The organism is Ruegeria sp. CDSA246 (genome assembly GCF_059611225.1).
On sequence record NZ_JBXWPD010000001.1, the window covers coordinates 60125 to 81698 of the forward strand.

At 57.3% G+C, this 21574-nt stretch carries 25 protein-coding genes; 12 read left to right on the forward strand and 13 right to left on the reverse strand.

Annotated features, from left to right (window positions below; genetic code table 11):
• Positions 1–136: 136 nt before the first annotated feature.
• Positions 137–1744, reverse strand: a complete 1608-nt coding sequence (locus AC2FI9_RS00305) for a peptide chain release factor 3 (RefSeq protein WP_496723114.1) — start codon at positions 1742–1744, stop codon at positions 137–139.
• Between the two features lie 109 nt (positions 1745–1853).
• Here AC2FI9_RS00305 and AC2FI9_RS00310 point away from each other — a divergent pair, with 109 nt between their 5' ends.
• From AC2FI9_RS00310 to AC2FI9_RS00345, 8 genes are all read left to right on the forward strand, one after another.
• On the forward strand, positions 1854–2216 hold the full coding sequence (locus tag AC2FI9_RS00310) for a SnoaL-like domain-containing protein (RefSeq protein ID WP_496723112.1): 363 nt from the start codon (positions 1854–1856) through the stop codon (positions 2214–2216).
• A 69-nt stretch (positions 2217–2285) separates the two neighbouring features.
• Positions 2286–3065, forward strand: a complete 780-nt coding sequence (locus AC2FI9_RS00315; protein ID WP_496764547.1) for an SDR family oxidoreductase — start codon at positions 2286–2288, stop codon at positions 3063–3065.
• Between the two features lie 2 nt (positions 3066–3067).
• Positions 3068–4180, forward strand: a complete 1113-nt coding sequence (locus tag AC2FI9_RS00320; RefSeq protein WP_496764549.1) for a YhaZ family DNA alkylation repair protein — start codon at positions 3068–3070, stop codon at positions 4178–4180.
• 105 nt (positions 4181–4285) lie between these two features.
• On the forward strand, positions 4286–5332 hold the full coding sequence (locus AC2FI9_RS00325) for a methyltransferase domain-containing protein (RefSeq protein ID WP_496764553.1): 1047 nt from the start codon (positions 4286–4288) through the stop codon (positions 5330–5332).
• A gap of 80 nt (positions 5333–5412) precedes the next feature.
• Positions 5413–6498: an ABC transporter ATP-binding protein gene (locus AC2FI9_RS00330; protein WP_496764556.1), complete on the forward strand. Its 1086-nt coding sequence runs from the start codon at positions 5413–5415 to the stop codon at positions 6496–6498.
• 120 nt (positions 6499–6618) lie between these two features.
• A complete protein-coding gene (gene surE / locus AC2FI9_RS00335; RefSeq protein ID WP_496764558.1) occupies positions 6619–7401 on the forward strand; it encodes a 5'/3'-nucleotidase SurE in 783 nt (260 codons plus the stop codon).
• On the forward strand, positions 7398–8048 hold the full coding sequence (locus AC2FI9_RS00340) for a protein-L-isoaspartate(D-aspartate) O-methyltransferase (protein WP_058271826.1): 651 nt from the start codon (positions 7398–7400) through the stop codon (positions 8046–8048). The genes surE and AC2FI9_RS00340 overlap by 4 nt, the downstream gene beginning before the upstream one ends.
• Positions 8049–8111: 63 nt before the next feature.
• Positions 8112–9281: a peptidoglycan DD-metalloendopeptidase family protein gene (locus AC2FI9_RS00345; RefSeq protein WP_496764560.1), complete on the forward strand. Its 1170-nt coding sequence runs from the start codon at positions 8112–8114 to the stop codon at positions 9279–9281.
• 60 nt (positions 9282–9341) lie between these two features.
• Here the strand turns inward: AC2FI9_RS00345 and AC2FI9_RS00350 are convergent, their stop codons facing one another.
• Together AC2FI9_RS00350 and AC2FI9_RS00355 are read right to left on the reverse strand one after the other, a co-directional pair.
• The gene (locus AC2FI9_RS00350) at positions 9342–10013 is read right to left on the reverse strand and encodes a helix-turn-helix transcriptional regulator (RefSeq protein ID WP_496764563.1); all 672 of its coding nucleotides are present in this window, start codon (positions 10011–10013) and stop codon (positions 9342–9344) included.
• A 15-nt stretch (positions 10014–10028) separates the two neighbouring features.
• The gene (locus AC2FI9_RS00355) at positions 10029–10337 is read right to left on the reverse strand and encodes a hypothetical protein (protein WP_058278112.1); all 309 of its coding nucleotides are present in this window, start codon (positions 10335–10337) and stop codon (positions 10029–10031) included.
• A gap of 217 nt (positions 10338–10554) precedes the next feature.
• Between AC2FI9_RS00355 and AC2FI9_RS00360 the strand changes: the two genes are divergently transcribed.
• From AC2FI9_RS00360 to AC2FI9_RS00375, 4 genes are all read left to right on the forward strand, one after another.
• Positions 10555–10770, forward strand: coding sequence for a twin-arginine translocase TatA/TatE family subunit (locus AC2FI9_RS00360; protein ID WP_496764565.1), 216 nt, complete (start codon positions 10555–10557; stop codon positions 10768–10770).
• Between the two features lie 6 nt (positions 10771–10776).
• Entirely contained in the window at positions 10777–11235 is a 459-nt protein-coding gene (tatB, locus tag AC2FI9_RS00365; RefSeq protein WP_496723094.1) for a Sec-independent protein translocase protein TatB, read from the forward strand.
• Positions 11232–12107 carry a twin-arginine translocase subunit TatC gene (tatC, locus tag AC2FI9_RS00370; RefSeq protein WP_496764567.1) on the forward strand — a complete coding sequence of 292 codons (876 nt, stop codon included), beginning with the start codon at positions 11232–11234 and terminating at the stop codon, positions 12105–12107. The genes tatB and tatC overlap by 4 nt, the downstream gene beginning before the upstream one ends.
• Before the next feature lie 116 nt (positions 12108–12223).
• Positions 12224–13066 (forward strand): ATP-binding protein, encoded by an 843-nt coding sequence (locus tag AC2FI9_RS00375; protein WP_496723090.1) that lies wholly within the window; start codon positions 12224–12226, stop codon positions 13064–13066.
• A gap of 59 nt (positions 13067–13125) precedes the next feature.
• Here the strand turns inward: AC2FI9_RS00375 and AC2FI9_RS00380 are convergent, their stop codons facing one another.
• From AC2FI9_RS00380 to AC2FI9_RS00425, 10 genes are all read right to left on the reverse strand, one after another.
• Positions 13126–13770 (reverse strand): SDR family NAD(P)-dependent oxidoreductase, encoded by a 645-nt coding sequence (locus AC2FI9_RS00380; protein ID WP_496723088.1) that lies wholly within the window; start codon positions 13768–13770, stop codon positions 13126–13128.
• Positions 13771–13811: 41 nt separating this feature from the next.
• Complete coding sequence (locus AC2FI9_RS00385; protein ID WP_282151357.1) at positions 13812–14060, reverse strand: hypothetical protein; 249 nt, start codon at positions 14058–14060, stop codon at positions 13812–13814.
• A gap of 268 nt (positions 14061–14328) precedes the next feature.
• The gene (gene purF, locus AC2FI9_RS00390; protein WP_496764571.1) at positions 14329–15852 is read right to left on the reverse strand and encodes an amidophosphoribosyltransferase; all 1524 of its coding nucleotides are present in this window, start codon (positions 15850–15852) and stop codon (positions 14329–14331) included.
• A 36-nt stretch (positions 15853–15888) separates the two neighbouring features.
• On the reverse strand, positions 15889–16029 hold the full coding sequence (locus AC2FI9_RS00395; RefSeq protein ID WP_496764573.1) for a hypothetical protein: 141 nt from the start codon (positions 16027–16029) through the stop codon (positions 15889–15891).
• A gap of 595 nt (positions 16030–16624) precedes the next feature.
• Positions 16625–17230, reverse strand: coding sequence for an AAA family ATPase (locus AC2FI9_RS00400; RefSeq protein ID WP_496764576.1), 606 nt, complete (start codon positions 17228–17230; stop codon positions 16625–16627).
• Positions 17231–17421: 191 nt separating this feature from the next.
• Entirely contained in the window at positions 17422–18021 is a 600-nt protein-coding gene (locus AC2FI9_RS00405) for a CvpA family protein (protein ID WP_496738449.1), read from the reverse strand.
• 40 nt (positions 18022–18061) lie between these two features.
• Complete coding sequence (radA, locus tag AC2FI9_RS00410; RefSeq protein WP_058278214.1) at positions 18062–19423, reverse strand: DNA repair protein RadA; 1362 nt, start codon at positions 19421–19423, stop codon at positions 18062–18064.
• Positions 19424–19543: 120 nt separating this feature from the next.
• Positions 19544–20326, reverse strand: a complete 783-nt coding sequence (locus AC2FI9_RS00415; RefSeq protein ID WP_496764579.1) for a DNA repair protein — start codon at positions 20324–20326, stop codon at positions 19544–19546.
• Positions 20327–20471: 145 nt separating this feature from the next.
• Positions 20472–20921, reverse strand: coding sequence for a paraquat-inducible protein A (locus AC2FI9_RS00420; RefSeq protein ID WP_496765339.1), 450 nt, complete (start codon positions 20919–20921; stop codon positions 20472–20474).
• On the reverse strand, positions 20915–21568 hold the full coding sequence (locus AC2FI9_RS00425; protein ID WP_496764581.1) for a hypothetical protein: 654 nt from the start codon (positions 21566–21568) through the stop codon (positions 20915–20917). The genes AC2FI9_RS00420 and AC2FI9_RS00425 overlap by 7 nt, the downstream gene beginning before the upstream one ends.
• Positions 21569–21574 lie beyond the last annotated feature (6 nt).

Consider the following 21574-nt stretch of genomic DNA (forward strand, 5'->3'; position numbering starts at 1 on the left):
GGGCGATTCCACGCTGAATTCAAAAAGTTTTTTCTGGGCACCGAACCCGTGTAGTGCGCCTGTGGGCGTCTGGAAGTCGTCATTCATGCGGGTAAAATTGCACAGGCCATGTTGCCTGTGCAATCAGCCTGACGCATCACACCATCATTTCTTTCGTGGCCGTCAGGTTCAGTTCGGGATAGTCGCGGATGACCCGGTCGATGTCCCACTGAAGACGCGTCAGATAGACGATGTCGCCATCATGATCGTGAGCGATGTGCTGCTTGTTGGCGTTGACGAACTTTTCGACCTCGGCCTTGTCACCGCTGACCCAGCGGGCCGAGGTGAACTGAGATGCTTCGAACCGAACGGGCAGGCCGTATTCCATCTCGATACGGCTGGCGAGCACTTCAAATTGCAGCGCGCCAACGACGCCAACGATAAAGCCCGATCCGATTGAGGGTTTGAACACCTTGGCCGCGCCTTCCTCGGCAAATTGCATCAGCGCCTTTTCCAAATGTTTGGCTTTCATCGGGTCGCCGGGCCGCACGGTCTGCAGCAGTTCAGGCGCGAATGAGGGGATGCCAGTAACCCGGATCGCTTCGCCTTCGGTCAGCGTGTCGCCGATGCGCAATTGGCCGTGGTTGGGGATGCCGATGATATCACCAGCCCAAGCCTCTTCGGCCAGTTCCCGGTCCGATGCGAGGAACAGCACAGGGTTCGAAATTGCCATCGGTTTTTTCGACCGCACATGGGTCAGCTTCATGCCACGCTTGAAATGGCCCGATGCCATACGAACAAACGCCACGCGGTCGCGGTGCTTTGGGTCCATATTGGCTTGAACCTTGAAGACAAAACCCGCGACTTTCTTTTCGTCGGGTGCAATCTGACGCGGTTCGGCAGACTGGATCTGCGGCTGGGGGCCGTAGGCACCAATGCCTTCCATCAGTTCCTTCACACCGAACGAGTTGATCGCCGAGCCGAACCAGATCGGGGTCATATGCCCCTCAAGCACCGCCTGCGGGTCCATGGCGGGCAGCAGCTCGCGCGCCATCTCAACCTCTTCCAGGAACTTTTCCAACAGGTGCTCGGGCACGTGTTCGGCCAGTTTCGGGTCATCCAACCCGTTGATTTCGATACTTTCGGCCACTTTGTTACGATCGGCGCGGTCCATCAGTTCCAGCCGGTCGCGCAGCATGTCGTAGCAGCCGATGAAATCGCGACCTACGCCGATAGGCCATGCGGCAGGGGTAACGTCGATCGCCAGCATTTCCTGAATTTCGTCGATGATCTCGAACGTATCGCGGCTTTCGCGGTCCATCTTGTTACAGAAGGTCAGGATCGGAAGGTCACGCAGGCGGCAGACCTCGAACAATTTCTGCGTCTGGCTTTCCACACCTTTCGCGCCGTCTATCACCATCACGGCGGCGTCCACAGCGGTCAGCGTGCGATAGGTGTCTTCCGAGAAATCACTGTGGCCGGGCGTATCCACCAGATTGAATCTGAAAGTGTCATAGTCAAAGGACATCGCCGATGCGGAAACCGAGATACCGCGGTCCTTCTCCATTTGCATGAAGTCCGAGCGTGTTCGTCTTGCCTCACCCTTGGCGCGCACCTGACCTGCCATTTGAATGGCGCCCCCGTACAACAGGAACTTTTCAGTCAGCGTCGTTTTGCCCGCATCCGGGTGCGAGATGATGGCGAATGTCCGGCGCCGGGCGATCTCGGGCGGCAAAACGGGTTGGTTGGTGGCGGTATCAAGCATGAACGCGCGTATATGCGGGGAATTCTGCCGAAGCAAGACAAAGGGGGTGTTCAGAATCGCCTGACGGTGGCAAAAAGAACATATAGTGAACAAATTATGGAGAGGTGTGATGAATTTAAAAGAAATCGCAAACGAACTGGTCGCTGGTTGCCGAGAAGGCCGGGCCAAAGCGAATTTGGATAAGCTCTATGCGGACGATGCCGTCTCCGTCGAAGCCGTGGATTACTCGGGCATGGGGCGCGAAGTCGCCGGCCGCGACGCGATCCGTGGCAAACAAGAATGGTGGGAAGGTGCACATGATGTGACAAAAACTTCGGTAAGTGATCCATTTGTGCATGGTGAGGACCGCTTTGCCGTAATTTTCGAAGTAAAGGGCACAGTGAAGGAAAGCGGTGACAGCTTTGATATGCGCGAAGTCGCCATTTACCACGTCGCGGATGGCAAGATTGTGCGTGAAGAGTTCTTTTATTGATCAAAGGTCCATTGCTGGTCTTCCCTGAAAGGCTGGTGCTAGATGTGCGGCAAATACAGGGAGGATCAGATGGATCTTGGTATCAAAGGTAAACGTGCGCTGGTCTGCGCCAGTAGCAAAGGTTTGGGTCTGGGTTGTGCCGAGTCGCTGGCCGCCGCGGGTGTTGATCTGGTGATGAACGCGCGGGGGACTGAGGCTTTGGAGGCATCGGCTGACCGCATTCGCGCTGAACATGGCGTACAGGTTCAGACTATCGCCTGCGATGTGACTTCGACTGAAGGACAGGTGCAGGTAATCGAAGCCGCGCAGGGTGTTGATATCCTCGTGACAAATGCCGGAGGCCCGCCCCCGGGTTTGTGGTCGGACTGGGATCGCGATGATTTCATCAAGGCGCTGGACACCAACATGCTGACGCCGATTGCGTTCATGAAGGCTTTGTTGCCTGGGATGATGGACAAAGGCTGGGGCCGGGTGGTGAATATCACCTCGCAATCTGTGCGCGCGCCGATCCCCGCACTGGGTCTGTCGAACGCGGCACGTACCGGTTTGACGGGGTATGTCGCGGGAACTGCGCGTCAAGTGGCGCCGAAAGGGGTAACGATCAATAACTTGCTGCCGGGCATTCATGCCACCGACCGGGCGGACTCGTTGGATGGTGGCGTGGCTGCGCAAAAAGGAATTTCGATGGACGAGGCGCGCGCTGAACGCGCGGCAACCATCCCGGCGCGACGGTATGGAACGCGTGAAGAATTTGGTGCAGCCTGTGCGTTCCTGTGTTCGCAGAATGCCGGTTTCATTGTCGGGCAGAACATACTGCTAGATGGTGGCGCCACTAATCTGACGATGTGATCATGGCACAAAACTTCTCGCTTAAAGATCAACTGTTTAATGTCGAAAAGACCCGCTATTTGGCGGGGCTTTTCGCGGGCGCGGACCCGTCCTTTGATGCCGAGGCGTTTGAGGCGCAGGTCATGTCGCGTCTGCTGGATCTGGAGCTGAAAGAGAGGATGGCCTGGATCGCCGAATGTCTGCAACAGGCGGTGCCGGGCGACTTGCCTCAGATCGCACCTACGCTGCTGCGCGCCTTGCCGCCACCATTGGATCCCGGCAAAACGGATGACGATTTTGGTGATTTCATCTTTGCACCGCTGGGTGACTGGGTTGTTGCCGTGGGGATGGATCATCCTGAGCAGTCATTGGATGTGCTCGAGGAACTGACCCAAAGGTTTTCAATGGAATGGGCCATAAGGCCGTTCCTCAATACCCATCAGGAACAGGTGCTGGCGCGGATGCAGGAATGGTGCGCGCATGACAGCTATCACGTGCGTCGACTGGTCAGCGAAGGCACAAGACCGCGTTTGCCTTGGGGGCAGGCGGTGGGGCTGGACCTGACCGATCCGCTGCCTTTACTGGATCGGCTGCATGCCGATGGAACGCGCTATGTCACTCGGTCGGTTGCCAACCATCTGAATGACATAACCAAAAAAGACCCCGATCTGGTTTTGGACCGGTTGCAGGATTGGGGCGGGAACGGGCGGCAGGATCAGGCCGAGATGGGCTGGATGACCTCGCACACCTTGCGTGGGCTTGTGAAAGCAGGCCATCCGCGCGCCATGAAGATGCTGGGCTTTGATCCTGATGCTGAAGTTTCGGCCGATGTTACCATCAAGGGTGACGCGCAGATCGGTGGAGCGCTGGAGTTTGATGTCGTGCTGAATGGCAATGGAAAACAACCGGTTCTGGTCGATTACATTGTTCATTTTCAAAGGCCTGGGGGTAAAACCTCAGCCAAAGTGCACAAGCTGAAACAGTCCGCGTTGGCAGATGGTGCTCTTACCCTGACCAAAAAGCACAAGCTCAAAGGTGACGCCACCACGTTCAAACTTATCCCTGGTGCGCATCGGCTTGAGATACAGGTGAACGGCAAACTGCGCGCGGGCGTTGATTTCGAACTGCTGGCATAACCCCTACACGCCCTCACGCTTTCGTCAGATTCTAAAGGCCCGGATTGCGCCAAGCCCCGCGCTGCTTTAGCTGCTATGCAGCCATCAGACAGAAGGATAACCGCGATGAAGCATGAGTCAGTGCAGAATTACTATGGCGAAGTCTTGCAGGGCAGCTCGGACTTGCAGACAAACGCGTGTTGTACGCCTGATGACATGCCGGATCATGTCAAAAAGATCCTGTCGACAATTCATGACGAAGTTCTGACGCGCTACTATGGCTGCGGTCTGATCGCTCCGCACGACCTTGAGGGAATGAGCATTCTGGATCTCGGCTGTGGTGCGGGACGTGATGTTTATGCCTTGTCCGCAATGGTAGGTGAAAAGGGGCGCGTTGTGGGTGTGGATATGACACCGGAACAGCTGGACGTCGCGCGGGCGCATCAGGACTATCACACGCAAGCCTTTGGGCATTCTGCCAGCAATGTGGAATTCCACCATGGCTATATCGAAAAGCTGGACGAGCTTGACCTGGAACCCGGTTCTTTTGACATCATCGTCTCGAACTGCGTGATCAATCTGGCCACCGATAAAGAGGCGGTTTTGCGTGGTGCGCATCGGTTGCTGAAAGACGGGGGCGAGATGTATTTCTCGGACGTCTACGCCGACCGCCGAGTGCCTAAAGAGATGGCCGAGGATGAGGTTTTGTACGGTGAATGCCTGTCCGGTGCCCTGTATTGGAACGAGTTCCTGTCGATGTCGCGCAAGGCAGGCTTTGGTGATCCGCGCCGGGTCACGCATCGTCCGCTGACCATCGAAAACGCTGTACTCGAAGAGCGTGTCGCGCCTCTTAAATTCCTGTCTGCCACCTACCGTCTGTTCAAGCTGCCCGAGTTGGAACCAGACTGCGAGGATTACGGCCAGGCCGTGATCTACAAGGGCACCATCCCGAATGCCCCGCATCTGTTCGAGCTAGATGATCACCACGCGATCGAGGCGGGTAAGGTTTTTCCTGTCTGCGGCAACACGTGGATGATGTTGAAAGACACGCGTTTCGCGCGGCATTTTGAGTTCATCGGTGATTTCTCGACCCACTACGGGATATTCGAAGGCTGCGGTGGTGAAAGCCCGTTTGAAGCCACGGGCGAGGCCCCATCCGGCGTCTGTTGCTGATCTCTTGCACCTGAGGGGCGGGGTTGTTATCCCCGCCTAAGCCCGATGGAATTGATCGGGAAAGGCAACGGGGCCCATCGGTGACAGAAAACGCTACTCCTCCTCGACTGGAAATCCGAAATCTGATCGCCCGGTATGAGGGGCGGGTCGTTGTGGATAACGTCTCACTGACGGTGCGGGCGGGGCAGGTGACCTGTTTGTTGGGGCCTTCGGGCTGCGGCAAGTCCACGACGCTGCGCATGATCGCGGGCGTCGAGATGCAGGAATCCGGTGAAATCTACGTCGATGGCAAGCTGATCTGTGACACGGTGTTTCGTGTACCGCCCGAGCGGCGCGAAATAGGGCTGATGTTTCAGGACTTTGCCCTGTTTCCGCATCTCAGCGTTGCCGACAATGTGGCCTTTGGCCTGAAGGGGCATAGGGACGAAAAACGCGCCCGCGTCGAAGCGCTGCTGCGCAAAGTCGACCTGATGCGTTTCGTCGACGACTACCCACATCATTTGTCAGGTGGCGAGCAGCAACGTGTGGCGTTGGCCCGCGCATTGGCCCCGCGTCCGCGGATCATGCTGATGGACGAGCCTTTCTCGGGCCTCGACAACCGGTTGCGGGACGGCATTCGGGATGAAACGCTTGCGATCCTCAAGGAAGAGGATGCCGCTGTTGTTCTTGTCACGCATGAGCCGGAAGAAGCGATGCGCATGGCGGATGAAATCGCCCTGATGCGGCGCGGTAAAGTCGTCCAACAAGGCGCGCCCTACAACGTCTTTACCCGCCCGGCGGACAAGGCGGCGGTGGCGTTTTTTAGTGATATCAATGTTTTGCAATCCAAAGTGAATGGGGCCTTGGCCGAAACGCCATTCGGGCAATTTCTGGCACCCGGCGTTCCGGACAATACAGATGTCGAGATCGTATTCCGCCCGCAGCACGTGCGGCTGGACTTTGACCGTAACGGCAAGGGGCCGCTGCCGACACCGACCGACGGCGTTGCCGCGCGGGGCGTGGTCGAGCGGGCACGGTTTTTGGGCAACGAAAGCCTTGTTGAATTTCGGATGGACCATGATGGCTCGATCCTGAGGGCGACGGTGCCCAATGTCTTTGTTCCCAGCCCGGGACGGGTCATGTGGCTGACCATCCGCCGTGACAGGTGTTTCGTTTTCCCGGTTTAGGCTGGAAAGCCACAGTTTAGCGCCAAGTGGTGCGCGAAAGCATCAGATTGGACGCGCGCGTTGCTTGCCGCGACGCGGGGGCGGGTCTATCAAGGGCAAAACGCCGGGTGGATGGGGCTTATGCGTATACTTCTGACCAATGATGACGGGATCAATGCCCCGGGGCTGATCGCACTTGAGGCGATTGCCGCCGATCTGGCAGGCCCGGATGGCGAGGTTTGGGTCGTAGCGCCTGCATTCGAACAATCGGGTGTGGGCCACTGCATCAGTTATACCCACCCGATGATGGTCGCCAAGCTGGGCGAGCGCCGCTTTGCCGCCGAAGGCTCACCCGCTGACTGTGTGTTGGCCGGGCTGCACGACGTCATGAAAGACACACCGCCCGATCTGGTATTGTCCGGTGTGAACCGGGGTAATAACTCGGCCGAGAACACGCTGTATTCCGGCACGGTAGGAGGAGCGATGGAAGCCGCCCTGCAGGGTATTCCTGCGATTGCCTTGTCGCAGTATTTCGGACCGCGCAATCTTGGTCTGGATGATCCTTTTGAGGCTGCAAAGCGTTACGGGGCCGACCTCGTGCGGCGAATTCTGAAAGCAACGCCTGAAGAGCAAGTCGATTACCGGCTGTTTTACAACGTGAATTTCCCACCTGTGCCGGCGGATGAGGTTCTGGGGACGCGCATCGCGCCGCAGGGCTTTCGCCAGGATACCAACTTCTCGGTCGAACCACACAGCTCGCCCTCGGGCCGGCGGTTCCTGTGGATCAAGGGCGGCTATCAGCACAATCCGACAGCACCCGGAACCGATGCGGCGGTTAACCTTGGGGGCTACATCTCGGTCACACCGATGCGTGCGGATCTGACGGCCCATGACGTTCTGAAACAACTGAAGTCGATCGAATGAGCGGACTTGATCCAGAAACAACCATGCAGTTCCTCTTTGCCCTGCGGTCGCGCGGGGTAACGGATGCGCGCGTTCTAGCTGCTATGGAACAGGTCGATCGGGGCCGTTTCGTCAAGGGTCTGTTCGCCGAGCGCGCTTATGAGGATACACCGCTGCCGATCGCCTGTGGCCAGACGATCAGCCAGCCTTCGGTGGTGGGGCTGATGACCCAGGCGCTGGATGTGCGCCCCCGTGATACGGTGCTGGAGGTTGGTACAGGCTCGGGCTATCAGGCGGCGGTTCTGTCCAAGCTGGCGCGCCGGGTCTATACGGTCGAACGTCATAAACGTCTGGTGCGCGAAACCGGCGAGCTGTTTCGAGAATTGGGAATGACCAATGTGACGGCGATGCTGTCTGACGGATCGTTCGGTTTGTCGGAACAAGCCCCGTTTGATCGTATCATTGTGACCGCCGCCGCTGAGGACCCGCCCGGGCCGCTCTTGGCGCAGCTCAAAATCGGCGGTATCATGGTTTTGCCGGTGGGACAGTCGGATGCGGTTCAGACCCTGATCCGGGTCAGACGCACTGAGACCGGCCTGGACTATGATGAATTGTTGCCCGTTCGGTTCGTGCCCCTGCTAGAAGGGCTTGGCAAAGACGGAGCGTAAGGAAATATTTCGCGATAAGCGCTGGAACCCCGGACAACAGGGGCAGGCGGTGAGGACAGTAAAATGAGAGCAGTTTCCAAATCAGCAGTCGCAGCAGGTGTTGCGTCTTTGGCGTTCCTCGCGGGATGCGAAGGCCCCATAGATTATGATCTGCGCGGCAATGTCGGTGGTTTTTCCACGGCCGATGCGGCGCAGGCAGCCACTGCCAACCGGCCGGCACCGGATGCGCGTGGCGTGATCACCTATCCCAATTATCAAGTGGCCGTTGCGCGCCGGGGCGACACGGTTGGCGATGTCGCTGCCCGGGTCGGATTACCGGCAGCGGAAGTCGCGCGTTTTAACGGATTGCAAGCTGCGGACCAGCTGCGTGATGGCGAAGTGGTGGCCTTGCCCCGTACCGTCAGCACGGCCAGCTCTGTCGATATCGCGACAATTGCAGGCACTGCGATTGACGCAGCTCCGGCGGATGGGTCGGTGCGCACATCGACGCTGGAACCGGCACAACCAACCGCCGCGCCTGCACCAGCCCCTGCGCCGGTGGGACCTGAGCCCATACGCCACAAGGTCAAACGCGGCGAAACCGCGTATACGATCGCGCGCCTGTATAACGTGCCGGTCGACGCTCTGGCAGAGTGGAACGGGCTGGGGTCTGACTTTACCGTGCGCGAAGGACAGTTTCTGCTGATTCCTATCAAGAACCAGCCTGCGCCCCGTCAGGAGGCGGCCGCCGTGACAACAGTCCCTGCGACTACGATCACCCAACCTGGGCAGGGATCGCCGACACCGACGCCGCCCAGCGCGACGCAACCTTTGCCGGATGAAGTCATCAAGCCCGCCGAACCCGCACCTGACGTGACCGCCGAAGCGCCCACGACGCAAAGCAACTCTGCGCTTGGCCTGCCGGTCACCGGAACGATCATCCGCACCTATAAAAAAGGCTCGAACGAAGGCATCGACATCGCGGCCTCGCCTGGTAGCCCGGTTAACGCTGCCGCTGCGGGCACCGTCGCCGCAATCACGGCCGACGCAGATCAAGTGCCGATCATTGTGGTCAAACACAACAGCGACCTGCTGACCGTCTACGCGAATGTCGAAAACATCACCGTGAAAAAAGGCGCTCGCGTCAAGCGCGGCCAAAAGATCGCGTCCTTGCGCGGTGGCGACAATGCTTATGTGCATTTTGAAGTGCGCAAAGGGTTCGAATCCGTCGATCCGGAACCCTATCTGCGGTGAGGGTCATGGCCTACACTGGCCATGCCTTCGGCCAGAGTATTTGAGAAAAGACGAAACCCTTTAGGCGTGCGGATCATAATCGCTTAGGCGCTTGCCGGGCTCGTCTGCGAAGACCTCGGGCAGGGGCGAGATTGCTTCGACCAGGTCGATGCGGAAAACGCGGAACCCCTGGCGTAGCTCGCACCACGCCGTCAGCGTCCAGACGCGCCCCCAGTATTCCATGTGCAGGGGGCGTATGACCCGATCGGTCAGAACGCCGTCGATCCGGCGGTAAGACAGTCGTAACTTTTGCCGCGATTTGATGGCGGCGCGGATCGGGGCCATATGCGCCAGCCCACGGGCTGCATCGGCAAAGGGATAGACCGCAAATTTCCAACTGTCAGCCTCGGCCACGACCTGCGTGGGCAACACGGCATCGATCTTGTCGGCCAGCGACGTGGCTGCGGCCTTGAGGTCGGGGTCTGCGGCTTCCGCCACGATGGCCATGCCGAGGTTCAACGCCTCAAGCTCGGCAGGGGTCAGGTTCAGCGGGGGCAGGGTGATCTGCTCGCGCACCATGTATCCCACGCCGCGTTCGCCCTCGACCGGGACGCCCGAGGCAACCAGCGTATCCATGTCGCGATAGATCGTGCGGACCGACACCTCAAGCCGGTCCGCGATGTCTTGCGCGCGGTGCAGTTTACCGTCGCGCAGGATCTGGATGATATCGAACAGCCGGTCACTGCGGCGCATGGGATGTCCTGTGTGTCATGACGCTCCGATGGTCCAATGGATTGCATCGTGGCGCATGGTGACCGTGTCTGGAGCGATTGCGGCCATCACCGCGGGGGCGAAGTCCTGTTTGGGAAAGGCTGCGGCGGCGGATTGAGCGCAATCCATGTCTGCCCAGATGACGGTGTCGGTCCAAAGCCCGTCATCCCCTGCGCTGAGGCGCCGAAAGACAAATCCATCTGCGTTCCGAACAAAGGATTCGGTGCCTTTCATGATGTTCACGAAATCCTCCTTTGTTACATCGGCCGCGAGTTTGAAGGTTACGGTTTCTGCGATTTGTGTCACGTCATGCTCCTGTTTTGATGAGACAGGGCCGTTCTACGTGCTCTCAACTGACATAAACCTGTCAGTTGAGAATTGCGAGTCCTCAAAAACTGCCTGATCCGTTCATTTTTGGGCACAGAACCGGGCCGACACGCTTTTGCGATGGACCGCCCGGGCGTAAACACAGTGCCAGATCACATTCCCGGCGCGCCTGCGCCGACTTCAAAGGAGAAGAGACATGCTTAACAATATCGGACTTCCCGGTCTTCTGCTGATTGCCGTTGTGGTGCTGGTGCTGTTTGGCCGCGGCAAAATCAGCTCGTTGATGGGCGAAGTGGGCAAAGGCATCACCTCGTTCAAGAAGGGCGTCAAAGAAGGTGCGGACGAGCTGGAGCAGGACGCGTCCGAGGTGGCCAAAGACGTCACCCCCGAGACCGACAAAGACAAGGCCTAAGCGCAGATGTTTGATCTGGGCTGGACCGAGCTTCTGGTCATCGGCATTGTTGCCCTGATCGTTGTGGGGCCAAAGGACCTGCCGGTGCTGTTCCGTAACGTTGGCCGCTGGGTTGGCAAGGCTCGTGGCATGGCGCGCGAATTTAGCAGCGCCATGAACGAAGCAGCTGATCAGGCGGGCGTGAACGAGATCAAGAAGGGTCTGAATGCGGCCACCAATCCTGTGAACACCGCCATGGACGGCGTGAAAGAAGCTGCGCAGGAAATGGCCAAGAGCATGGACCCGACTAAGTTCGACCCCGACAGCGAAACCGGTAAACTGGCTGCTGAACGTGCAGAGCAGGCCAAGAAGATCCAGGCCTCGACCGCACGTGCCGCTGCCGAGCGTAAGGCCAAAGAAGCTGCGGATGCGCTAGCCAAGGCTGAAGAGGCCGAAGCCGCGCTGAATACTGAAAGCAAGACATGAGCAATACCGACGAGATCGAAGACAGCTCGGCCCCATTGATCGAGCATCTGGCAGAACTGCGCACGCGGTTGATTCACTGCGTCGTGGCGTTCCTGATCGGGATGATAATTTGCTTCACCGTTGCCACGCCGCTGTTCAACTTCCTCACAAACCCACTGTGCGAGGTGCTGGCAGAACGCGGACAGGATTGCGGACTGATTTTCATCTCTCCACAGGAAGGGTTCTTTGTCGCCATTAAGGTCTCACTTCTGGGCGGGTTCATTCTGGCATTCCCCTATATAGGGATGCAGATGTGGCGGTTCGTTGCACCGGGCCTGTACCGGTCGGAAAAGAACGCTTTCCTGCCGTTCATGCTGGCATCGCCATTCATGTTCCTGCTGGGGGCAAGCTTTGCGTTTTACGTGGTCACGCCGCTGGCTTACGACTTCTTCCTTGGCTTCCAGCAATTCGGAGCAGAAGGCGAAGCAGTAGTTGACGGAACTGCTACTGCGCCGCTGAGCGTCGTGTTCCAGGGCTCGGCACAGGAATACCTGAACCTGACCATCAAGTTCATTGTGGCTTTTGGCCTTTGCTTCCAACTGCCCGTTCTACTGACGCTGATGGGCAAAGCCGGGCTGGTAACTGCTGAAGGTCTGGGGGCCGTGCGTAAGTACGCGGTGGTCGCCATTCTGGTTCTGGCCGCACTGGTGACACCGCCTGACGTGATCACTCAGGTCATCCTGTTCGTGGTTGTCTATGGGCTGTACGAGATTTCGATCTTCCTGGTCGCACGCGTCGAGAAAAAGCGCGAGGAACAACTGCGCGCTGACGGCTACTACGACGATGAAGAAGAAGCGGATGAAGAGATTATTCAGGAAGAAGAAGGCAAGTAATCCTGATGATCGATAACAATCAGGCGCGTCCGTCAGGGCGCGCCTTTTTTGCGCGCGGCTCTTGTTGCGCCCGGCGGAACATGGTTTGAAACCAGCAAAACCGACCGGAGGCGCCTATGAACGACCAAGCCCTGAACCGTATCGCTGACGCCTTGGAACGCATGGCACCGGCGCCTTTGGCCGCGCCTGACTTCGCGGCAGCCCCGGCTTTTGTCTGGCAAGTCGAGCCGGACCAGCTTGAGCCGGTCAAACAGGTCAACCGTGTCGATCTGGACCTGCTGGTGGGTATCAACCGCTCACGCGATACGTTGCTGGACAACACGCGCCGCTTTGCGGCCGGGTACAAGGCCAACAACGCGCTGTTGTGGGGTGCGCGGGGCATGGGCAAGTCCAGCCTCGTCAAAGCTGTCCACGGTACGTTGCAGGCGGAATTTCCTGACCTCAAACTAGTCGAACTCCAGCGTGAAGACATGGGCTCGGTCGCGCGCCTTCTCAACCATCTGCGCGCCGCTCCGCACCGGTTCATTCTGTTCTGCGATGACCTGTCGTTCAGCCACGATGATCAGCATTACAAATCACTCAAGGCGGTGCTGGACGGAGGCATCGAGGGCCGCCCCGAAAACGTTGTCTTCTACGCGACCTCGAACCGCCGTCACCTGATGCCGCGGGACATGATCGAAAACGAACGCTCCAGCGCGATCAATCCGTCAGAGGCGGTCGAGGAAAAAGTCTCGCTCTCTGACCGGTTCGGCCTGTGGCTGGGCTTCCATCCCTGCGATCAGGATGAATACCTTGCGATGATCGACCGGTATTGCGCGGCTCATGGTGTAAGCGTCGACGCCGATATCCTGCGCGCCGAGGCCATCGAATGGCAAGCCACCCGGGGCGGACGCTCGGGTCGCGTGGCATGGCAGTTCTTTGTCGATCTGGCTGGGCGCAACGGCGTACATATCGCGTAGACCGCCCGCTACATCTGGCCAAAATATCCCCACTGGAGGCATGGCCTAAAGGGCTATTCCTACAACAATGCCAAAATTCTGGCAGCCTCATCCGCCGGGTTTATCAACGCATTGCGGTCTTCGCCGGGATGGAACCTGGCGCGTACGGCCGTCGGCATCGGTGCGGGTTCCACGATCGAAACGCGTGGTCCTGTACGTTCTGTTTCCACCGCCCAGCTACGGGCAAGCGCCAGTTGCGCAGCCTTGGTTGCACCATAGATGCCATAGAATTTTTCACCGGCCTTGGGATCGTCGAAAAACACCGCATGGCCGCTGTCGCCCAACAGGGGCGCGATATAAGGGATCAGAACCGACGTGGCTGTTGCGTTGATGTTGACCGCCTTCGTCCATTCCTTGGGGTCCACGAAATGCGCAGGCGTCAGGGCCGAAGTGTGGACTGCAGTGTGCATCCACAGATCAACTTTGCCCCATCGGTCATGAATGCCCCGGCACAGCGTCGCCATGGCGTTCGGATCCGCGATGTCCATCGGCGCAAGCGTGGCGGCACCACCCTTGGCTTTGATCCGGTCGTCCAACTCTTCCAGCCCACCAGTGGTGCGGGCGACGGCGACGATGTGATACTCGGGTGCCAGAGCTTCGGCCAGGGCAGCACCCAAACCGCGCGAGGCCCCGGTGATGAGGGCAATTTTAGTCTGATCGGTCATAAGGGCGGTTTGAACCCATGCGCGCAGGGCGTCAAGACAGATTAACTTCCGGGGATGACGATCCGCTTGGTCTGGCCGCTTTGTCGCAGCATGACGCCTTCGTCATCAATGGCTATCACAGTGCCCGAGGACACCCGACTGCCGGGTTTGACCTCTTTGACCCGACCTGACGACAGGCGTACCAATGCACGCATGTCAGCTTTTGGGCCAAAGATGCCCAGGACAGCGACTGCGTTCTTCTTCAACGCGCCTGTCTGTGTGGCCGCGCTTTTGACGTTGGCGTTTGACATGATTTCCGGCCCGGCCGCGTTGGCCTGACCCCTTGTTTTATGAGTGGTTCGGCAGATGCGCTATCAAACGAAGGACCGGAACTAAAGGGGCGGGGATTGCGCGATAGCGCAGCTGAATTGCTGCGCCGCCGAAGCCCCTGCAATTGCGGTTTCTTCATCGAAAAGTTGTGCGCGAAAACCGACCGATCAGGCGCAGCCCATACGTGAAAAGGCCCGCATCGCAATTGCGAAACGGGCCATCACTGCAATCTGATTCGCTGATATGTCCTTAGCCGGACGCCAGTTTGGCCGCATTCCAGGACCCGCCGGGCACCTGCATGTCCTGCTTTTTCTTGCTGACCCGGCTGCTGTTTTCGAGGCTGTCCAGATAGTCTTCGCTGACGCTGCCGGTAATGTAATTTCCGTCAAAGCACGAGCAATCGAAGGATTCGATATCCGGGTTGCCTTCCTTGGCTGACCAAATCAGGTCATCGAGGTCCTGATAGAACAAGGCGTCTGCGCCCAACTCCTGCCGGATATCCTCAATGTTCTTACCGTTTGCGATCAACTCGTGCTTGGTGGGCATGTCGATGCCATAAACGTTGGGAAACTTCACCGGTGGCGAGGCGCTGGCGATGAACACCTTCTTGGCCCCGGCTTCACGGCACATTTGAACGATCTTTTTGATCGTGTTGCCGCGCACGATGGAATCGTCGATCAGCAATACGTTGTGACCTTTGAACTCCAGCGGAACCGCGTTCAGCTTGCGGCGTACGGATTTCTGACGCTCTTCCTGACCGGGCATGATGAATGTGCGGCCTACATAGCGGTTCTTGACCAGTCCCTCACGGTAAGGAATGCCCGTGGCTTTCGCGACCTCAAGCGCCACAGGGCGCGCGCTGTCCGGCACAGGAATGATGCGGTCGATCTCTAGGCCTGCAGCCTCAATCTGGCGCGCCAGAGTCTGGCCCATACGCATCTGGGTTTTGTAGACCGAAACACCATCTAACAGCGAATCCGGACGGGCCAGATAGACGTATTCGAAGATACAGGGGGTCAGTTGACCTTCAACCGCCTGAAAAGTGTGCATGTTGCCGTCGAGGTCAATCAGGATGGCCTCACCCGGTTTCACATCGCGCAGCTTTTCAAATCCGTTGATGCCGAATGCCACGTCTTCGGACGCAAAGGCATAGTCGTCGCCGTCTCCATCCACATCGCGCTTGGCAACCGACAGCGGTCGAATGCCGTAGGGATCGCGAAACGCCAGCATGCCAACACCGGCCACCAGACAGATCACTGAATAGGCACCCTGAACGCGTTCCATTGTCATCTTCACACCGGCAAAGATGTTGCGGATCGGTTCGGCATTGCCATTGACCTTGATTGCGTCGGCCACTTTGTCGGCCAGCACATTCAGCATAATCTCTGAATCCGACGTGGTGCGCAGATGACGACTGTATTTGGCGGTGACTTTCTCGCGCTGCTCGGCGGTGTTGGTGATGTTGCCGTTATGGACCAGATAGATGCCATAGGGCGCGTTGACGAAGAACGGCTGTGCCTCAGCCGCGCTAAGCGATCCGGCCGTAGGGTAGCGCACATGCCCCATACCGACCTGTCCCAGCAGGGTCTCGGCGTCGCAGGCGTTAAAGACGTCTTTGACCAACCCGTTGGCTTTCTTCTCTCGGAAGAATTCACCGGTATAGGTCACGATCCCCGAGGCATCCTGACCCCGGTGCTGCAACATCAGCAGCCCGTCATAGATTTCCGCAAAGACATCATGTGTCCTGCTTGCGATCCCTAAAATGCCACACATATACGGGCTCCAATTTCCATGACGTGTTTATGTTGATTAGGTGTGCGGGTCGGACCGTCTGGACAGCGGTATCTGTACGCATTGTCGCCCGGCCGATTGGCGGCGCGCACACGCCAGCGTCGCAACGGTAAGCGCGTAAGAAAACAGATACAGCAAGATCGGCAGCTCCGATTCCATGTCAGTTCGCCACTCACATAATGCCTAAGCGCGCCTGTGTCATCAAAGGATCACATTCGCGATTTGACGCATGCGGATTCTGCCAAAAACAAATTGAAAAGGTGACAGCGGCCGCGGGCATGTGGTGTCATGGTCGACATAGTGAGTTTTCGGCAATGATACAGGTTCGATCGGATACCCGGCATGTGGCAGCACAAACAAGGAAACAAAAAAGAAGAACCGGTAAAGCGCCGGTGTCACCGATGCAGGGGCATGGGGCGGGCACCCTGTCAGATCTGTAATGGATCGGGGGAGGTTATCAAAAGCCGCGACATTCACGGGAAGCCGATTTTCAATCGCTGCGACGGCTGTTTCGGTTTAAAGACGATTAGATGCACGGTTTGTGCAGGCGAAGGGTTCGTCTGAGCCCGAATGCGATCTGGAAAATTCCCGGCTACATTCCAGTTCATCAGGACAAGTATTGCAGCTTGTTCGGTATTGCTGTCGTCATCATTTGATGTCGACGATCTGTTCCCAAATTCGTTGGGACGCCTGCGGTGGTTCAGTTTGTGGTCGGCGGATTTTCTTACTTTCGCTGTGGCAGCGCGGATGGCTGCTATCCACCAGATGACAACGACTTTCGAACATCCACCATCAACCTCTCAAAGTTCACTTCAGCGTCAGTTCGAACTTCTAACAACGTGCCCATTCGAAGAGGAAAGCGATTGGTCCAAGAATCTAAGCGCTTTGCCAGTTCTTTGGTGTCACGTTGCTTATCTAGGTGTCCTGGATGTCTCGTTCTCGACAAAAATCGCCTGAGGGCCTCTTCTGGGGAGCACAAGCAACACACCTCAACCAATGAATCGTATTCCTCAACTAACCAATCCGACGGCGTTCCGCTATCTGCGGTACTTCGTAGCGGCCGCCAATGTGACACGAGGACGGCGGAACCTGACTTTTTAGCTGCTTTTTGGAATGCGTCATCGCTTTGCCTGCTGAGGCTTTTTCGATGGTTCCATGAAGAGACACTCTCACGCTCGTATAGGTCTTCGAGGAAATCGTCTTTGTCTAGAAACTCAAAGCCCAAGGGTTTAGAGATTTCACGAGCGACTGTCGTTTTTCCACTTGCTGGAAGACCCGTTACGATCACTGCGTGTCTCATGAAAACACCCTTCCATAGGACCCCGGGGAAACAGGCTCGCCTGTATATCGTGACCTTCATTCGACGGCGCGTCCGGAGTAGATCCTACGAATTGACTGCCCAGAAACAGCGGCGGACATTGGTGGAGATTGTTGTATGCGATGCGTTGGGCTCAATACTGCCATTGACCGCTCGTAAATATGATCGCTGCAGACCACCGTTCGATGATCTGCAGCATTTGTTCAAAGGCCATGCCCACAGCAAGGGAAACTTTATTCCGTAGTCGTGGGGGCTGTCAGATCCTCGGCCGGTGCGGAACCTTCCGCACAGCTGGCGACCAGTTCTTCATATTGGCGGGTGACCCAGCCAAGGGCCGCTTCGGGGTTCTGTTCTTCGATCTTATCGCTGAACTGTTCGAACACTTTGGCCGAGCGGCTTTCGTCAACGATCGTATAGGACTGACCCGTCATCACAGTGTCATAGACAAAGAACGCGATGGCAACCAACAGGATGCCGCGGGCGATGCCGAAGAAGAAACCGAGTGCCTGATCCAGACCGCCCAACGCAGATCGCTGGACGATCGACGAAAACAGGGGCGTAAAGATGCTGACAATAATAAGTGCAACTGCGAATACCGCAGCAAAGCCGGTGATGACGGACAATTCGCAGCTGTCGCGCAGGAAATCCCCAACAACCGGAATCTCTTTGACCAGTGGCACCGCTTGGGGCGCGAAAATAAAGGCCAGCACTGCGGCTGCGACCCAGCCTGCGATGGCCAGAACCTCACGTAAGAAGCCGCGCGAATAGGCAAGAATGCCTGAAACGACGATGATCAGGGCAACGACCCCGTCAATTATTGTAAAACCTTCCATGGCCCTCGCCTGTTCTTTTTCTGCCCCTCAGGGGGCGACCTTAACCTGCTCCGAAGGTTTCGCCAACAAACCCAACCAAATCAGAGGGTCGGGTGAGTGTCAGACCTGCCACAGTACCGGTTTTGCCGCCCGCCGGAGCGATTGCCGATGTGAAACCAAGTTTTTGGGCTTCTTTCAACCTGTTTTCGGTCTGTGGGGCCGGTCTAAGTGCCCCAGATAACGAGATTTCTCCGAAAACAACGGTATCTGCGGGCAGGGCTGTGTCTTCTCGGGCACTCAACAGGGCTGCTGCAACGGCCAGATCTGCGGCGGGTTCACCGATTTTCAATCCGCCGGCGACGTTGAGGTACACATCGAGACCCGCAAAAGGGATGCCGCAGCGTGCTTCGAGCACGGCGAGGATCATTGCCAACCTTCCACTGTCCCAACCGACAACGGTCCGGCGCGGTTGTGAATGCGGGGACGGGGCTACAAGCGCTTGTAATTCAACTAAAACGGGGCGTGTGCCTTCGATCCCGGCAAAGACTGCCGATCCGGGGCTGGGCGTGCCGCGTTCGGACAGGAACAAGGCCGATGGGTTGGTCACCTGTGCCAGCCCTTTGCCAGTCATTTCAAACACGCCGATCTCGTCCGCAGGGCCAAAGCGGTTCTTGACCGCCCGTAGGATGCGGAACTGATGGCCGCGCTCGCCTTCGAAATAAAGGACGGTGTCCACCATATGTTCGACGACGCGGGGACCCGCAATTTGGCCTTCTTTGGTGACGTGGCCGACCATGATGATTGAAACACCGTGTCGTTTCGCAAAGGTGGTCAATTCATGCGCCGCGGCCCGGACTTGTGACACCGAGCCCGGTGCGCTGTCCACATTGTCGGCCCACATGGTCTGAATCGAGTCGATGATGGCCAGACCGGGTTTCTCAGCCTCAAGCGTCGTCAGTATGTTCCGCAGATTGGTTTCGGCGGCCAGTTGGACCGGTGCATCCTCTAGCCCCAGCCGGCGCGCGCGCATGCGCACCTGAGCGCTGGCTTCTTCGCCAGATACGTAGATGGTCTTGACGCCCGCACGTGCAAACCGCGCTGCGGCCTGCAACAGCAACGTCGACTTGCCAATCCCCGGGTCGCCCCCAACCAGCAGGGCCGAGGCCGGGACCAGACCGCCACCCAAAACGCGGTCCAGTTCTTCTACGCCGCACAAGGTGCGCGGCGGCGGTGTTTCCTCGGTCGACAGGTCCGTGAGTGTAATGGACTGGCCACGTTTGCCGCCGAGGGATTTCTTTGCAGGGCCAGCCGAAAGAGGCACGTCTTGCGTGATTGTGTTCCATTCACCGCAGCCGTCGCACCGCCCGGACCACCGGGAATGCGTTGCGCCACAGGCCGAGCAGGAGAAAGTTGTCTTTGCCATTCGGCCTTGGTGCCCGAGCGCGGGCGGTTCTTCAAGCCCTTGTAGGGCTTTCATCTCCGTCGGTGGCGCGCCGCGTCCTCAGGCCCGATGGGCCATCGTTCCCGGCGGGCACTGTCGCGCCTATTCGGCGGCGCGGGGCGGCGACATCGCTATGACGCTCGATTTCTTGGGATCGCGGTCGTCCACGGGCGATTGAAGCTGTGCCGACAATTCGGGCAGCAATTCAAACAGTTCGTCCCGCAAACGTGCCAGCTGCGATTTGGCAATGGATTCTTCCATCTCGATATCGTGAGTCCATTGGCGCAGCTCATGCTGGATGACCTGTGCTTCTTCGATCCGCTTCTGGAACGTTTCGATCTCTTCCTGACGTTGCTGCAGGAACGTGCGGGCGCGGCTGACGCGGGCATCGCCATAGGTTTCTGCCAGCTCTTGGCTGATTTGGCTCATTTGTGCGGCCAGCTCCAGGATTTCGGGTTCAAGCGATTGCAGGTCGGGGTGGTGGCGCAGGAAGGCCATCCTTTCCTTGACCGCGTCGAATTCTGAGGACAGCAGAAACGTTTCGCCGCGATCTGCTGAATGGGCCAAGTGATAAGCCTGAGCCACGTCATGCATGTTCAATGAGAACTTACGATGTGACGTTTCAAGCGCCATCATCCGGGCGTTTGCGGGAAGATAAAACGCCAACATGAGAATCAGCACCGTCAGGCCTATCTGGACATACATACCTGCGTCGACAGCTGGACCTGTGCCGAAACCGGCTTGCATGGATAGCCAGGGCAGCACCCCCAAAGCAGACAGGAAACACACGCCGACCGAGAACAGGGCCGCAGTGCATATGAGGAAAAAAGTCAATCTTAAAAAGGCATTCTGAAATTGCAATGTGATGTTGTGGAGGGCAGTCATCTTAGACGAACTCCTTTTGAAACCGGAACACACCAGCCCAAAGCGGGGACATCTAACGCACACAGAATGATCCGCTCAGGACCGAAACTACAAAATTTTCTGCTCGAAATATAAAGATGATACCCAGATAAGCGTTTTCAATCAATTACGTCTGAGAATTTCGTGATCCGCGTGTCATTTCGGTAATGTGGCCCAGTGCGAGTGAGGCCAGAATGCACGCTGTGAACAGGTAAAGACCCCATGCAGTTTCGATGGTCGCGTAGGAGATTCCCTTCGCCAGCGTGATATAGAGCGCGATCAGGAAGATGTCCGCCATGGCGAGTTTCCCGAGTAGGTTGAGCGCAGGTTGTACGCGCGGGTCCAACAGGTCCCATTGAATAAGCGCTGTGCCGATGGTTTTGATGTAGGGTGCGAAGAGGGCGAAGATGGTGACGATCAGCGCCAGGAAGACATCCGATTTCCACAAGGATTGCAGGCCGGTGATGACGCTGATTTCGCTGAGGCCAAAGATCGGCAGCAGACCCGCGCGCATCAGTGGGGCGAACCATGCGATGGGGTAGAGGATCAGGAGTGAGAGGGTGGCGATCTTTAGGATTCTGGGTCTCCAGACTTGTCTTCAATCTGCCTTGGGGGTGCGGGAAGTCCAAGTGGTTCGCCTGATTCACCTTCTGCAACGATGAAGATCTTTTTAAACAAATCAACAACAGGGTTTAAGTTTTTTGCGCTTTGACCAGCTACCGCAGTAACTTCAGTAACTCCTGCCAGCATCACGTCCAAATCGCTGATCTTTTTGTTTATTTCGGCTTGAAGCTTTTCAAGTCGGTTCAATAGCCTTCGCTTGTGTTTGTCTTCAAACACATCGGAAGAGCGAATCTTCTGCCGAGCTTCATTTATGTGGCCTTCGATTTCCTTCACTTGTTCTTTTGATAGCCTGACTAAGTGGTTCTCATGTTCTATCGCAACGCTCGCCGCACCTTTTCTCAACCGAAACGCCAATTCCATCCGTTGAATTTGGTTCAAAACTATATTGCAAGCCCTCTCTAGGTCTTCTGAGTTGGAAGGGTCCAATGTTTGAACTGGTTGCCCACATAATTTTGCTAGTTGAACAATTTGCCCGTAGAATTCGAACAAGTCCCCAGCGATCGATTGCGCGTATTCGTAATTGTTGGAAGGGGACAAGTCACCTTTATTCAGCCTTTTAACGTTATTTATGGCAGTTTCTAATTGCTCAAAAGGATCCATTGCTTC